At 38.2% G+C, this 15,449-nt stretch carries 11 protein-coding genes; 10 read left to right on the plus strand and 1 reads right to left on the minus strand.

Features of this window, described 5'->3' with window-relative positions; genetic code table 11:
* Positions 1-197 precede the first annotated feature (197 nt).
* The gene (locus SJY23_RS12720) at positions 198-782 is read right to left on the minus strand and encodes a sigma-70 family RNA polymerase sigma factor (RefSeq protein ID WP_035336862.1); all 585 of its coding nucleotides are present in this window, start codon (positions 780-782) and stop codon (positions 198-200) included.
* Between the two features lie 249 nt (positions 783-1,031).
* Between SJY23_RS12720 and uvrA the strand changes: the two genes are divergently transcribed.
* The 10 genes from uvrA (at position 1,032) to SJY23_RS12770 (ending at position 15,397) form a co-directional block, all read left to right on the plus strand.
* Positions 1,032-3,827 (plus strand): excinuclease ABC subunit UvrA, encoded by a 2,796-nt coding sequence (gene uvrA / locus SJY23_RS12725; RefSeq protein ID WP_396596635.1) that lies wholly within the window; start codon positions 1,032-1,034, stop codon positions 3,825-3,827.
* A gap of 45 nt (positions 3,828-3,872) precedes the next feature.
* A complete protein-coding gene (locus SJY23_RS12730) occupies positions 3,873-4,712 on the plus strand; it encodes a hypothetical protein (RefSeq protein WP_396596636.1) in 840 nt (279 codons plus the stop codon).
* Positions 4,713-4,762: 50 nt separating this feature from the next.
* Positions 4,763-5,623: a hypothetical protein gene (locus SJY23_RS12735; RefSeq protein WP_396596637.1), complete on the plus strand. Its 861-nt coding sequence runs from the start codon at positions 4,763-4,765 to the stop codon at positions 5,621-5,623.
* A gap of 34 nt (positions 5,624-5,657) precedes the next feature.
* Complete coding sequence (locus SJY23_RS12740; RefSeq protein WP_396596638.1) at positions 5,658-6,452, plus strand: sugar-binding protein; 795 nt, start codon at positions 5,658-5,660, stop codon at positions 6,450-6,452.
* A 126-nt stretch (positions 6,453-6,578) separates the two neighbouring features.
* On the plus strand, positions 6,579-7,964 hold the full coding sequence (locus tag SJY23_RS12745; RefSeq protein ID WP_396596639.1) for a M28 family peptidase: 1,386 nt from the start codon (positions 6,579-6,581) through the stop codon (positions 7,962-7,964).
* Between the two features lie 39 nt (positions 7,965-8,003).
* A complete protein-coding gene (locus tag SJY23_RS12750; protein ID WP_035336855.1) occupies positions 8,004-9,281 on the plus strand; it encodes an amidohydrolase in 1,278 nt (425 codons plus the stop codon).
* Positions 9,282-9,294: 13 nt separating this feature from the next.
* On the plus strand, positions 9,295-11,124 hold the full coding sequence (locus SJY23_RS12755) for a Xaa-Pro dipeptidyl-peptidase (RefSeq protein ID WP_396596640.1): 1,830 nt from the start codon (positions 9,295-9,297) through the stop codon (positions 11,122-11,124).
* 16 nt (positions 11,125-11,140) lie between these two features.
* Positions 11,141-12,418 carry an amidohydrolase gene (locus tag SJY23_RS12760; RefSeq protein ID WP_396596641.1) on the plus strand — a complete coding sequence of 426 codons (1,278 nt, stop codon included), beginning with the start codon at positions 11,141-11,143 and terminating at the stop codon, positions 12,416-12,418.
* Between the two features lie 215 nt (positions 12,419-12,633).
* The gene (locus tag SJY23_RS12765; RefSeq protein ID WP_396596642.1) at positions 12,634-12,987 is read left to right on the plus strand and encodes a BlaI/MecI/CopY family transcriptional regulator; all 354 of its coding nucleotides are present in this window, start codon (positions 12,634-12,636) and stop codon (positions 12,985-12,987) included.
* 4 nt (positions 12,988-12,991) lie between these two features.
* Positions 12,992-15,397: a M56 family metallopeptidase gene (locus tag SJY23_RS12770; protein ID WP_396596643.1), complete on the plus strand. Its 2,406-nt coding sequence runs from the start codon at positions 12,992-12,994 to the stop codon at positions 15,395-15,397.
* Positions 15,398-15,449 lie beyond the last annotated feature (52 nt).

The following is a 15,449-nucleotide window of genomic DNA, read 5'->3' on the forward strand; positions in this document are numbered from 1 at the left end:
TGAATGCTTCAAATTTCATCGATTTATAATGCATAACACTTAAAGCCTTAGAAAAATTCAAGAGAAAATCTACAGTCTCTTGTTTAGGTTCAAATTGGTTCGTCTTATTGTGACCTGACGAGGGTGTAGTGTAAAGTTTTGCCATGCGGTTTTTGTTTGATTCTTATCAAGAACGCAAAAATGCACAGCATATTATATCAATCTGTTAGAATTATATTATTGGTGTCAATTACTTTTCTCAAATTGATAAGCGCATAACGCATTCTACCCAGCGCTGTATTGATACTTACACCAGTACGCTCAGAGATTTCTTTAAAGCTCATCTCTTGATAAATGCGCATTTTGAGCACCTCTTTCTGGTCATCTGGCAGCTCTTCAATGATACGCTTAACGTCTCTGTTTACTTGATCTCGCACCATTTGCTTTTCAGCATTAAGGCTATTATCACTTAACACAGAAAAAATAGAAAACTCACCTGCATTATCAAACTTAGGCATCCTATTATTACGACGGAAGTGGTCAATAACTAGGTTATGCGCAATACGCATCGTCCATGGTAAAAATTTACCTTCTTCATTATACTTGCCCTTCTTGAGTGTTTTGATGACCTTAATAAACGTGTCTTGAAAAATATCTTCAGAAATATCGCGATCATATACCTTCGAGTATATAAAACTATATATACGTTGCTTATGTCTCGCAATGAGCATAGCAAGTGATTTTTCGTCTCCTTTGATGTAATTGCTAACGAGTGTAGCATCGTCTATTAATACACTTTTCATAAGTACTACTTTGTAGGTTAAAATTGCTAGAGGAATTCCCTTAGCCCAAAATTTTATAAAGTAGTTCTATACTATACGCAGTGTATTTGTTTGTGGATATTTTGGTAAATATATAATAAATCTGTTAACATTTGCAAAAAAACATTCATTTTGCACAATAAATCAAAAATAACGTTCAAAATGCTGCCAGCACTTGGTTTCAATAGCACTGCACTTTCGGTATCTTTGTAATAGAACTAAAGAATTGCGATGCTTATAGACGTTAAGGATGTAAATCCTAAGAAGAATATTATCATTAAGGGTGCCAAACTGCACAATCTTAAAAATATTAATGCAGTAATCCCTCGTAACAAGCTCGTTGTTATTACGGGACTTTCTGGATCTGGTAAATCTTCTCTTGCATTTGACACCCTTTATGCAGAAGGACAGCGCAGGTACGTTGAGAGTCTTTCCTCCTACGCACGCCAGTTCTTAGGCAGACTTGATAAGCCTAAGGTAGATTACATAAAAGGAATTGCTCCTGCCATTGCCATTGAGCAAAAGGTAAATAGCACAAACCCAAGATCTACAGTAGGCACAACGACCGAGATTTACGATTATTTAAAGCTACTTTTTGCCCGTATCGGCAAGACCTACTCCCCTATTTCTGGAAACGAAGTTAAAAAGGATACCGTAACAGATGTGGTTGCTTATGTTTCCGCTTTCGCGAAAAGAGAAAAACTACTCCTACTCGCACCTATTCATTTAGAAAAAGGCAGAAAAATAGAATCCAAACTGCAGGCCTTATTACAACAAGGCTATGCACGTATACAAGTAAAAGGGGAAGTAAAACGTCTTGATGAAGTTGCCGAAATAGGAAGCAAACTCAAAGCCAAAGACATACTCCTCGTTGTAGATAGAATTATAAACAATCCAGAAGATGAAGATTTTATAAACCGACTTTCAGATGCAGTGCAAACGGCATTTTTTGAAGGAAAGGGCGAACTTTTTATAGAAAAGCTAGTAGATAATTCTCGCCGTCAGTTTTCAAATAAGTTTGAGCTTGATGGAATGACTTTTTTAGAACCTAATGTTCATTTATTCTCTTTTAATAATCCATACGGTGCATGCCCTACTTGTGAAGGTTATGGCGATGTTATAGGAATTGATGAAGATCTCGTAATACCTAATACTGGACTATCAATCTACGAGAATGCCGTGTTCCCATGGCGTGGTGATAGTATGAGCCATTACCGCGATCAGCTAGTTAATCGTGCTTATAAATTTGAGTTTCCTATACACAAACCTTGGTTTGAGTTAACTCCAGAGCAACAGCAGCTTGTTTGGGATGGTAATAAAGAATTTGATGGCCTCAATAAGTTCTTTAAATTCTTAGAATCTAAGGCATATAAAATTCAAAACAGAGTAATGCTATCGCGTTACCGTGGTAAAACAAAGTGTAACACTTGTAAAGGAAAACGCCTACGTCCAGAAGCAACCTATGTAAAAATAGGCGGCAAAAACATTGTAGATCTAGTAGAGTTACCACTAGACGAAGTAGCAGCTTTCTTCAACAGTTTAACGCTTAATGAGTATGATACTACGGTAGCAAAAAGATTACTTACAGAGATCACAAGTAGACTTAGCTTTCTAGACAAAGTAGGACTCAACTACCTAACGCTCAACAGAAAGTCTAATACTCTCTCTGGTGGTGAGTCGCAACGTATCAATCTTGCAACTTCTCTTGGTAGTAGTCTTGTGGGATCAATGTATATACTTGACGAACCAAGTATAGGATTACACCCTAAAGACACAGAAAAACTTATCGAGGTACTACAATCTCTTCGTGACCTTGGAAATACCGTTATCGTTGTTGAACATGATGAGGACATCATGAAAAAAGCAGATTTTATCATTGATATTGGACCAGAAGCAGGAACCTTTGGAGGAGATGTGGTGGCCGTAGGTGATTATGATGAGATTTTAAAAAGTGATTCGTTAACTGCAGGATACCTTAATGGAAATCTAGAAATTGAAGTTCCTAAAAAGCGTAGAACTTCAAAATATTATGCCGAAGTTATTGGCGCTCGAGAAAACAACTTACAGAACGTAAACGTCCGTTTTCCGCTTGGTGTATTTACCGCTGTAACCGGTGTTTCTGGAAGTGGAAAATCTACATTAGTTAGAAAAATATTATATCCTGCCATGCTTAAAGCAATAGGCGGATATGGGGAAAAAGCAGGCCAGTTTACAGAACTTAAAGGCAACTATGAGAACATTAAAACCATAGAATTTGTAGATCAAAACCCAATTGGGAGATCTTCTAGATCTAATCCTGTGACTTATATTAAAGCTTACGATGACATTCGTAAATTATTTGAAAGTCAGAAGCTTAGTAAAATAAGAAACTATAAAGCAAAACACTTTTCTTTTAACGTAGATGGCGGAAGATGTGAGACTTGTAAAGGTGAAGGTGAAGTAACAATTGAGATGCAATTCATGGCAGACGTACACTTAGAATGTGAAACTTGTAAGGGTAAGCGTTTTAAGAAAGAGGTACTCGAAGTGCAGTTCAACGATAAGAATATTGATGATATTCTTACGATGACTATTGATGATGCCGTGGCATTTTTTACAGCACATAATGAAGCAAAAATCACTCGTAAACTTAAACCATTACAAGACGTAGGTCTAGGGTATGTAACACTAGGTCAAAGCTCCTCTACCCTATCTGGAGGTGAAGCGCAGCGTATTAAACTTGCAAGTTTCTTAGTAAAGGGAACAACAAAAGATAAGACCTTATTCATTTTTGATGAGCCTACGACAGGTTTACATTTTCATGATATTAAAAAGCTTTTGGCTTCCTTTGAGGCACTCATTGCAAAGGGTCATTCTATTATTGTGGTAGAACACAATATGGATCTTGTAAAATGTGCAGACCATGTTATCGACATGGGGCCACAGGGTGGTAAACACGGTGGTATTCTAGTCGCTTCTGGAACTCCGGAAGAGGTAGCAAAAAACAAGAAGTCCTTTACAGGAAAATACTTGAAAGAAAAACTCTAGTCATTCTCAAACATATAATTCTCTCGAAAGTCCTATTTTAGTACAATGGGACTTTCTTCATTTTTAAAAAAACTTGTACAATCTACGAGTACTCCGGCATTTGATCCATCGGTGTTTAACCATGAGCTTGCCTCAAAAACAAGCTGGTCTCCAAAGGCAGGTGGCGGTGCAAATTTTAAAACCAAAACACTAGAAGTAGTTTCAGATAATGAGTTGCGCTATAAGGCCTCATCCTTTGGTAAAATTTTTAGCGGGATATTTATTTTATTTCCACTCATATTTGTTGGAGTAGGCATCACAACTACTATTAGTGACGGTTTTAGCATAGAATCTATACTTTTTGCGCTGTTTCCTTTAGTATTTATCGGTGTAGGCATCTTCTTATTAAAAAAATTACACACGATAATTACTTTTAATAAGTCTACAGGGTATTTTCACAAAGGCAAAAAGCAACAAATCAAAAGCCTTACTATCACAGAAGATGGAAATACCTTTAAACTAGACACCATAAAGGCACTCCAAATCTTGCCTGAAAGAGTTCGCGGCGATAAAAGTTCGTACACTAGCTACGAGATTAATCTCGTTTTTGAAGATGGCGCGCGTTACAACGTGGTAGACCATGGCCATCGTAAGAGCATAGAAGAAGATGCCGTTGCTCTTGGTGATTTTCTTGGTGTTCCTGTTTGGAATAAGATGACTGCTACTACTTATTTTTCTAAAAATATTGATACTACAGGTGCCTATGACAGCCTTGAACGAGACAATGTTCGTAACGACGAGCTACAAGGAAGTTATGACAGTAATTCAGCGACTTATGCTAGGAAAGAAGTAATAGTTGACGATCTTAATGAAGATTACGACTCGACAAAACCAAGAAAAATGTAATTAAGTACGCTTTCGCGAAAGCATAACAAAAATAACTCATCCACAATTTTATGAAAAAACTACTGCTAATACTACTTATAATTACCACACAGTTTGCAACAGCCCAAACAGAAACAGAGATTTTTCTTTTTGACATAAATAAAGCAGATAGTGGAAACACACTCACAAACAAGAAAAATATAAGTAATAACCCTGGGTATGACAGTCAGCCGCAATTTTTAGCAAATGACATTATTATTTACGCAGGCACACGTGATGGTCAAACAGAAATCATCCAATACACACGCGGCACTACAAGACAGTTTAACAAAGCTACTTCTGGCGGAGAGTATTCACCACAGTTTATGAAAGGAAAACGAGGAATCTCGGCCGTAAGACTAGATCCCGATGGACGGCAACGTCTTTACTCCTACTTACCTAGACAAGATCAAGCACCCGTGTTAATTAAAGATGCTGTCGTTGCATACTATACATGGGCAAATGAAGACTTTATCGTGGGAGCCGATATTGTTGAGAGTAATTTACACCTCGTGATTCATAATTTGAAGAATCAAACATCTGATGACTTGAAAATCCCTGTTGGTAGATCATTTCACAACATACCAGACACAAATCTCATCAGTTTTATTGACAAATCTACAGATCAATGGATTGTAAAATCTATCAACCCAGACACTAAAAAAATAAAGAGTATCACAGAGCTTCCTGAGGGTGTAGAAGATATTAACTGGTTGCCAGATGGTACATTACTGGCTGCAAAAGGAAATACACTACTTACTAAAACGAAAAAAACAGCGTGGGAAGTCTATCAAACTTTTGAAGACGAGGAGCTTCAAGATATTTCAAGATTTGCCATCTCCCCTAGTGGTACGCAAATAGCCATAGTCGCTGCCAGAAAGGATAAAAAATAACAATCTCATTAATCAACTAAACCAACACATATCAATGAAGTATTTCTGGTCATTAAGCCTATTATTAGTCGTTTTCACTAGCTGCAAAAACAACTCACACCAACAACAAAAATCATCAAATCTCGTTGAGGACACCTCAGAAATACCTAACTCAAAAACAGATCACCAGTTACGCCAAGTGACAAAGGCGACTATCACACCAGAACTTGATGGACTAGCCACAGATCCTGCGTGGCAGGATGTAGCATGGCAACCTCTTAATCAAAAATGGTTAGGAGAAGATTATACTGCAGCAGATTTTTCTGGAAGATATAAACTCACTTGGACACCAGAAGCGCTATATATCATTGCTGAGATTACAGATGATGTTATTTATGACAAGGAAAAAGATCCGCTTACATTATGGTGGGATGATGATTGTCTTGAGATCTTTATAGATGCAGATAATTCTGGTGGTGGGCACCAGTTTACACACAATGCTTTTGCTTACCACGTTGCCCTAGATGGAAATGTGGTAGACGTTGCTCCTGGTCAAGTCCCTACGCTATATAATAATCACGTGAAGTCTAAAATTGTAAAAACAGGAGAAAACACAATGATTTGGGAATGTAAGATGACCATTTATAATGACACCTACAAAGATGGTGGTGTCAATGAACCAAAAATTCTGGATGTACATCAGAAACTAGGTTTTGCGCTTGCTTATTGTGATAACGACACAAGTGCAGAACGAGAAAACTTCATAGGTTCTGTAGCTGTGCCTGGTGAAGACAAAAATAGAGGCTGGATAGACGCTGGAATCTTTGGCACCATAGAGCTAGTTGAGTAATAAAATGAGACAATGAAAATCCCAAACATAGGTTTGGGATTTTTTTTTGCTTTCGCGAAAGCGTACTTCTAGCACATACATTGTTTTAGTATCTTTAAAACATAACAATTTATTAAACACTTTATAATGTTAAACACGCATACTCCTACCCTATTTAGAGCTATTAAAAGACTAACCACAACCTTAGGTTTTATGGTGGTTATCCTGCTTTTTTCTGTAGCAACAGTAAATGCACAAACCGATGAGAGAATCTACGAAATCATAGATGCAGTATCTGAAGATCGCTTGAGAGCAGATGTAAAGAAACTAGCAGATTTTGGCACACGTCATACACTAAGCGACACGGTTTCAAATACAAGAGGAATAGGAGCTGCGAGAAGATGGATAAAAAGCGAATTTGAAAAGACTTCACAAAACTGTAATAACTGTCTCGATGTATTTTATCAAAGTAATCTTGTAAAAAAAGGAGATAATAACCGTATCACAAAAGATGTGATGGTTGTAAATGTACTGGCAGTTCAAAAAGGAACTAAATATCCTAATCGCTATGTGATTATGAGTGGTGATATAGACAGCCGTATATCTGATCCTAATAATTATACAGATGACGCGCCAGGAGCAAATGACAATGCGAGCGGAATGGCAGGAACGATGGAGGCTGCAAGAGTACTTTCTAAATATTCTTTTGAAAATAGCATTATCTACGTAGGTCTTTCTGGTGAAGAACAAGGACTTTATGGTGGAAAAGGACTTGCTGCCCATGCTAAAGAAAAAGGATGGGAAATCATTGGGATTATGAATAATGATATGATAGGTAACATTGAAGGTGTAGATGGTGTTATTGATAACCGTACGTTTAGAATATTTTCTGAGCCTGTACCGCCTACAGAAACTGAGCAGCAGCGTAGAGCACGCCGTTTTTATGGTGGTGAAGTGGATGGAATCTCTCGCCAGCTAGCAAGATTTATATACAAAACTACCCAAGACTACATGCCAGAAATGAACCCTATGATGGTGTATCGTTTAGATCGTTTTGGTCGTGGTGGTCACCACAGACCTTTTAATGACGCTGGTTTTGCAGGTATCCGTATCATGGAAGCTCATGAGAACTACACACAACAACATCAAGATATCCGTACAGAAAATGGCATTAATTACGGAGATACATTTGAGCATGTAAACTTCCCATATAACGCAAAGCTTACTGCAGTAAATGCAATTAACCTTGCTAGTATTGCTTGGGCTCCTCCTACTCCTAAGAATGTAGGAATAGGCGGTATCGTTGAGGCAAACGCAAGATTACAATGGGATGCCGTAGATGGTGCTGTTGCTTATAAAGTGTACTGGAGAGATACTACTTCACCTACTTGGGACAATGCACGTCTTATTACAGATGGAACTTCGGCGACATTAAAAGGAATTGTGATAGACAATTTCTTCTTTGGCGTTGCTGCAGTAGGTAAAGATGGTCATGAAAGTCCTGTTGCTTTCCCTAGTCAGATTATTAGATAACAATACAAATTGATTTTAAATCATCACAACATATACCTTATGAAAAAAGTATTAATACTAAGTGCCCTTATTGCTGGTACCGCTTTCGCGAAAGCGCAAACCTCTTTTGACAAAGACATTGCCGCTGTAGAAGAAAAGGTCATAGAATGGCGCAGAGATTTTCATCAAAATCCAGAACTAGGAAATCGCGAATTCAAAACTGCCGAAAAAATAGCAAAACACCTCGAATCTTTAGGAATTGAAGTACAAACAGGAGTTGCCAAAACTGGAGTCGTAGGCTTACTTAAAGGAGATATGCCAGGTAAAGTGGTTGCTTTAAGAGCAGATATAGACGCGCTTCCCGTTACAGAACGTAATGACCTTCCTTTCAAATCTGAGGTAGTTACTTCATTTTTAGGAACAGAAACTGGTGTGATGCATGCTTGTGGTCATGATACACACACTGCTATCCTTATGGGTGTGGCAGAAGTACTGTCAAAAAACAAAGACAAAATCAAAGGTTCTGTAAAATTCATTTTTCAACCATCAGAAGAAGGACCACCTCCAGGTGAAGAAGGCGGTGCAAAACTTATGGTAAAAGAAGGTGTACTTGATAATCCTAAAGTGGATGCTATTTTTGGTTTACATATTAATAGTGCTACCCCTGTAAATACTATAAAATATAAACCAGGTGGAACAATGGCAGCTACAGAGCGTTTTGTAGTAAATGTAAAAGGAAAGCAATCTCATGGTAGTCAGCCTTGGTCTGGAGTAGACCCTATTTTAATATCTGCACAGATTATCAATGGTTTCCAGAGTATTATCTCTCGTGAGAGTGAATTAACCGAGGAAGCTGCTGTAATTACCGTAGGTAAAATTACATCTGGAACACGCTTTAACATCATCCCAGAAAGTGCCGAAATGATAGGTACAGTACGTACACTTGATCCAGACATGCGTGAGAAAATCATACGCCGTATGGATGAAATGGCTGCTGGTATTGCAAAGGCTTATGGCGGTGAGGCTACGATAGACTGGCAAAACATGACTGTCGTAACTTACAATGATCTTGATCTTACTGCACAAATGCTCCCTACCTTACAAAAAGTAGGTGGTATAGAAAATGTGTCGCTACAGAAAGCGGTAACTGGTGGAGAAGACTTTTCTTTCTTCCAAGAGAAGGTACCTGGCTTCTATTTCTTTTTAGGCGGTATGACCGCTGGCAGTACCGAAGCTTTTCCTCATCACACACCTGATTTTGTGATTGATGAAGCTGGATTTCAACTAGGCGTTAAAGCACTAAGCCAGATGAGTATTGATTACTTAAACGGTAAATAAAAATTAGATCCCTATGAAGATATTTTTTAAAACATTAATGCCGTTTGCAGTTGCTGCAATGGCGGCTACCACCTTACATTCACAACAGAATGACCAACCAATATTTAAAGATGGAGAAGCGCAAATAGTTCCTGCATTTGATACACCGTCTACTTGGATTCGAGAGGATTTATGGGTTGAGACAGAATTTGACACAGATGGTGATGGCGAGCTAGATCGTATGCACGTAGATGTAACAAGACCCCTACAAACCGAAAGCGGACTAAAACTGCCCGTTATTTATGAGACAAGCCCTTATTATGCAGGCGTTGCAGCAAATGATCCTAATTTATTTTATGATGTAAAACATGAAATAGGAGCTCCAGAAAAACCAATAGCAAACGGCGTAGTCGTACGAAGAGGAAAACGTCCCGTAATTTCAAATTCGCTCATTAAGACTTGGATTCCTAGGGGTTATATTGTGGTACACTCATCTTCTCCAGGAACTGGACTATCAGAAGGTTCTCCTACGGTAGGTGGTGATAATGAATCACTTGCACCTAAAGCTGTTGTAGACTGGCTCAACGGTAGAGCAAAAGGTTATAAAGAAATTGACAGTAATGAAGAGGTAAAAGCATTCTGGTCTACGGGGAAAGTTGGAATGACAGGTACTTCTTATAATGGTACCTTACCGTTAGCCGCTGCAACTACTGGAGTTGATGGTCTTGAGGCTATTATTCCTATAGCTCCTAATACTTCATATTATCACTACTATAGATCAAATGGTTTAGTGCGCTCACCAGGAGGGTATCTTGGTGAGGATATCGATGTACTGTACAATTTTATTCATAGTGGAGACGAATCTAAAAGAGCGTATGCAGATAGTCTTGTGAGAGATATTGAGCTTAAAAATGGAATGGATCGCGCAACAGGAGATTACAATGATTTCTGGGCAGGTAGAGATTACCTTAATGATATGAAGCCTATGAAAGCAGCATTATTAATGTCCCATGGTTTTAATGACTGGAATGTAATGCCAGAACATAGCTACCGCATCTACAAGAGAGCCCAAGAAATGGGAATCCCTAGTCAGATTTTTTATCATCAGAATGGTCATGGAGGTCCGCCACCTATGAAGATGATGAACCGATGGTTTACAAAGTATTTACACGGAATTGATAATGGCGTTGAAAATGATCCCAAAGCACAAATTGTAAGAGAAAACGACGCTAGAGATCAGCCTACAGCTTATGAAAATTATCCAAATCCACAAGCAAAGGATATTACATTAAATTTAGGAAAAAGTACTAATGGAGCAGGAACGTTATCTACTCAAAAAGCAAAGAAACTAGCTAAGGAAACACTAGTAGATGACGCTACTGTGAGTGCTAAAGATATGATGAAGGCTTCTGCATCTCAAAACAGATTGTTGTACCTCACTCCTACTCTTAAGGATGAGTTACATATTTCTGGAACACCTAATGTAACTATTAGTGTCTCTAGTAGTAAGGAAGCAGCAAACTTGAGCGTCTACCTTGTTTCATTACCTTATGAAGAAGGGAAAGAGATTAAAATAACAGATAATCTTATCACTCGTGGATGGGCAGATCCTCAAAATTATGCCTCCATACGTAAAAGTGAACCTCTTAAGAAAGGTGAGTTTTATGAAGTGACATTTGACCTAATGCCAGATGATCAAATTATAAGAAAAGGACAGCAAATTGGCTTAATGATTTTCTCTAGTGATAGCGAGTTTACAGTACTTCCTAATCCTGGAACAGAGCTAACAGTAGATCTATCAAAAACTAAACTTACCCTACCAATTGTAGGTGGCGAAACGGCATTCAGCAATACGATTAATTAAAAATATCATTACATAAATGAAGTATACAACAACCTTATTATTTTCTAGTGTGTTACTTTTTACCGCTTTCGCGAAAGCGCAAAACAATCTAGAGCAACAAATTAATGATATAGAATCTAAGGTCATAGAGTGGCGTCGAGACTTTCATCAAAATCCAGAACTAGGAAACAGAGAGTTTAAAACTGCCGAAAAAATCGCTACACACCTCAAATCCTTAGGTATGAAGGTACAAACCGGTGTTGCCAAAACTGGAGTTGTAGGCATACTAGAAGGAAAGCGTAAAGGAAAAGTACTCGCCCTACGAGCAGATATAGATGGATTGCCCGTAAAAGAACGTGCAGATTTACCGTTTAAATCTGAAGCAATGGGAGAATATCGTGGTGAGGCCGTGCCTGTAATGCACGCCTGTGGTCACGATACACACATCGCAATCCTTATGGGCGTGGCAGAGATACTTGCAAAAAATAATGACTTTGCCGGAACCGTAAAATTCATCTTTCAACCAGCCGAGGAAGGTGCGCCTCCTGGCGAAGAAGGTGGTGCAGAGCTTATGGTAAAAGAAAATGTGCTCAAAAACCCAGATGTAGATGCCATTTTTGGCCTTCACATAGGTTCTGGGCAAGATGTAAATACCATAGCCTATAAACCTGGCGGAATTATGGCCGCTTCACAGAGCTTTGAGATACATATAAAAGGAAAACAAAGCCACGGCTCAACCCCGTGGACTAGTCGTGACCCTATTATGGCAGCCGTAAAAATTATAGATGGTTTACAAACCATCATATCTCGTGAGATTCCCCTCACAGACGAGGCTGCAGTATTATCTATAGGTAAAATTAATGCGGGCGTTCGTAGTAATATTATACCAGAAGAAACACATATAGTAGGTACATTGCGTACACTAGATTATGATATGCAAACCTATATTAATAACCGTATGAAGGAAATGGTACCGGCTATTGCTGCGGCTTACCGCACAGAAGCGACCATTACAATACCTGAAGGGTATCCTATTACATATAATGATGAAAATCTTACGAGCCAGATGGTACCTTCACTAGAGAAGGCCGCTGGTAAAGAAAACGTACACGTGATAAAAGCAATTACTGGTGCAGAAGACTTTTCATTCTTTCAGAAAGAAGTTCCTGGGCTTTATTTCTTCTTAGGAGGTAAAACTCCAGGCACCACAGACGCGTTCCCGCACCACACACCAGATTTTTATATAGATGAAAGCGGGATGCTACTAGGTGTAAAAACGTTTGTACAAATGACACAAGACTATCTAGGGCAATAACCCCTACTCTAGCATAATAGATCGTTATACATTAGACCGTAAATAGCTATAAGTTATTTACGGTTTTTTTAAACCCAAATCCCTCGTAAACTATAAAATTCGTTATATAACTACAAAAATAGTTGTTTAACTATATTTTTCGTTGTATGTTTGAATCGTCAATCAAATCACTCGTATACAATCGCTTGCAAAGCGATACTATAAAATTGTTTCTTATGGATAAACTCACAAATAAAGAAGAACAGGTTATGCACGCTCTATGGAAGCTTGAGCGCGCCTTTGTAAAAGAGGTCGTAGCCGCATTACCAGAAGGCAATCATTACAATACAGTTTCTACCATTATAAGAAATCTGGCAGATAAAGGATATGTAGGGCATCAAGCCTTTGGAAAAACACACCAGTACTTCCCTACCGTATCTTTAGAATCCTATCGTAAGGAGTTTATGGAGACGACTACTCAAAAGTATTTTGGTAACTCGTATAAGAATATGGTTTCCTTTTTTGCCAAAGAAGAAAAGATCTCTGCAGATGAGCTTAGAGAAATACTAGCAATCATAGAAAAAAAATAAGCTTATGGAAACGCTCATACTCCTTGCAAAAAGCGCCTCCATACTCGGGCTCTTCTATGTAATCTACCTAACCGTACTTTATAAAAACACCTTGTTTACCGCAAAAAGGCATTACTTTATAGCCGGTATCATTGCTGCTATTACCCTTCCTTTTATAGAATTTACACGTGAGATTGAGGTGATTATACCCTCGCAACCGCTTGTTATGCCCACTCTAGATTTAAGCTCAGTAAGTAGTGCACCCATTACTATAGCACCGCAGCCTGTAGAACAAGCTATAAACTGGTGGCAAGTACTTGTCATAATATATATAATAGGTATCTGTATAATGCTCTTTAGGCTTTGTGCTCAATACATATCCTTACGACAGCTTATTGCATCTGGCAGTCGCAGTACAAAAGGGCACTATACATTTGTAGCAGTTACAAGAGCGATAAGTCCGTTTTCTTTCTTTTCAAAAATTGTTTACAATCCTGCGCTTCACACGCCAGAAGAACTAGAGATGATTATCGCTCACGAAAAAGTGCACGCACAGCAAAGGCACTCTCTAGATATGCTCTTATCTCAAATAACGCTTGTGATACAATGGTGTAATCCTTTTGCCTGGATGTATAAAAACAGTCTTGAGCAAAATCTAGAATACCTAGCAGATCACCAAGCAATACAAGAAATTGAGAATCCAAAACAATATCAACGCACGCTGGTACAGGTCTCATCCCCCTCATTTGCCCCAGCACTTACTAATCAATTTTATCAATCATTTATCAAAAAACGAATCGTTATGATCAATACACCACAATCCCACAAAAACAATCTTTGGAGGTTATCCCTTATCATTCCCGTGCTTGCGCTCTTTATGTACTCTTTTAATATAAAAGAAGTGACTAATTATGTGGAGGAGGATAGTACCGCTTTCGCGAAAGCGGAAACACCTTCTATTAAGCCAGTACGCAACAATGAATTTACAATTACAAGAAATAGCACAGCCCGAGATTTAGATAATATTGAAAAAGAAGTTGCCGAAAGATTTCCGCAGAGCTTAATACGCTTTTCAAATCGAAGAATAGCCGAAAATGGAATTATAAAACGTTTTGACTTTCAAACTAAGTTTGCTGGAGACCGTGTTTTCAATACACGTTTCAAACGCGCCAAAGATATCTCTAAAACCTGGGAAGGGTATCAAATTAGTTTTAATAAAGGAAATATTAATGTTGTAGAAAATGGAGAAAAAGGAACTTCATTTCGCATTGATGTAAATAAACTTGAGTTCTTAAACTTGCTTGGCACCGTATATGACAGAGCACTTATTAAAAATGGGGAGAGCTATGAGGAAGAAAATAAAGGAAATTATCCAAGAGCATCATATAACCCACCCGTTGTGGTTAAAGACACAACACTTTTAAGCCAAAGTCCTAAAATCCAGATAAAAGATACTCTAAGAGCGCCTAAGGTTTTAAATTCTCAAGAAACTTATAGTTATATAATTACCAAAAACACAACGGATAACGAGATTGATGCACTTATTAAAGTAATGAAGGATAAGCACAACGCTACTCTGAAGGTAAGTGGCATTAAGAGAAATAGAAATCTAGAAATAGAAAAAATTTCAGTCAATCTTAAAGATGATAATGGGAATAACAAGAATTACACCTTAAAGAGCTCTAATCCTATCAACGACATTTACATATATCGCAATGCTGACGGCAGTACAGGCATGGGGAATGTTAATATGGAGAATGATCAGAGAAAAGCTTATGACAACAGGAGAGCCAGCTTGGAAAAACGTCGCAAATCAATGATAAATAGCAGAGACAGTATGCGTACAAACATGGAAGCTCGCAAGCAGGATATGCGAGCTCGTATGGAAGAACGCAGAAGCCTACAAGGAAGAGCTCAGGTAGACTCTATGAGACAAGATATGCTATCACGCCGTGACAGCATGAAAATGCAAATGAAGGAGCGACGTGAGAATTTAAAAAGCGATAGAGAAAACTATAAAAATAGCAGGCAACAAAGAGACATGCGCTACGTAACACTCGATGAAGAAACTTACTACTCTGTTGTTAGCCCTGAAGGGTCTAAGAGTTTCTATAATAGATGGGGAAAACAAATAAAAGAAGATACTCCTCTTTATCAAAAGCTATTGGATGAAGCTTCCTCGACTGTATCTAGTTTATCACAGGATAAGTTAATGGAACAATTATCTGAAGAAGATATTTTGAAATCTGACTCCTCCGATAAACCTATCTATTATGTTAACGATAAAAAGATGTCAGTGAGCCAACTAAAAGAAATGGATGTGGCTCCTAATAATATTTTGACTCTAACAGTCTATAAAGGGGAAAAAGCAATTGAACTCTACGGTAAAGAGGCTGTTAATGGTGTTGTCGTAATAGAAACAAAAGAGTAAAGGGTAATTAATCTTGAGTAAAAGTCCGCTTTCAATCAGAAAGCGGACTTTT

The sequence above is a fragment of the Dokdonia sp. R86516 genome (assembly GCF_044596715.1).
GTDB lineage: Bacteria > Bacteroidota > Bacteroidia > Flavobacteriales > Flavobacteriaceae > Dokdonia.

Bases quoted from the DNA above. Each gene is read 5' to 3' on its own strand.
- SJY23_RS12750 (WP_035336855.1), top strand. From the start codon at position 8,004: ATGAAAAAAGTATTAATACTAAGTGCCCTTATTGCTGGTACCGCTTTC.
- SJY23_RS12760 (WP_396596641.1), top strand. From the start codon at position 11,141: ATGAAGTATACAACAACCTTATTATTTTCTAGTGTGTTACTTTTTACC.
- uvrA (WP_396596635.1), top strand. From the start codon at position 1,032: ATGCTTATAGACGTTAAGGATGTAAATCCTAAGAAGAATATTATCATT.
- SJY23_RS12735 (WP_396596637.1), top strand. From the start codon at position 4,763: ATGAAAAAACTACTGCTAATACTACTTATAATTACCACACAGTTTGCA.
- SJY23_RS12720 (WP_035336862.1), bottom strand. From the start codon at position 782: ATGAAAAGTGTATTAATAGACGATGCTACACTCGTTAGCAATTACATC.
- SJY23_RS12740 (WP_396596638.1), top strand. From the start codon at position 5,658: ATGAAGTATTTCTGGTCATTAAGCCTATTATTAGTCGTTTTCACTAGC.
- SJY23_RS12745 (WP_396596639.1), top strand. From the start codon at position 6,579: ATGTTAAACACGCATACTCCTACCCTATTTAGAGCTATTAAAAGACTA.
- SJY23_RS12755 (WP_396596640.1), top strand. From the start codon at position 9,295: ATGAAGATATTTTTTAAAACATTAATGCCGTTTGCAGTTGCTGCAATG.
- SJY23_RS12770 (WP_396596643.1), top strand. From the start codon at position 12,992: ATGGAAACGCTCATACTCCTTGCAAAAAGCGCCTCCATACTCGGGCTC.
- SJY23_RS12765 (WP_396596642.1), top strand. From the start codon at position 12,634: ATGGATAAACTCACAAATAAAGAAGAACAGGTTATGCACGCTCTATGG.
- SJY23_RS12730 (WP_396596636.1), top strand. From the start codon at position 3,873: ATGGGACTTTCTTCATTTTTAAAAAAACTTGTACAATCTACGAGTACT.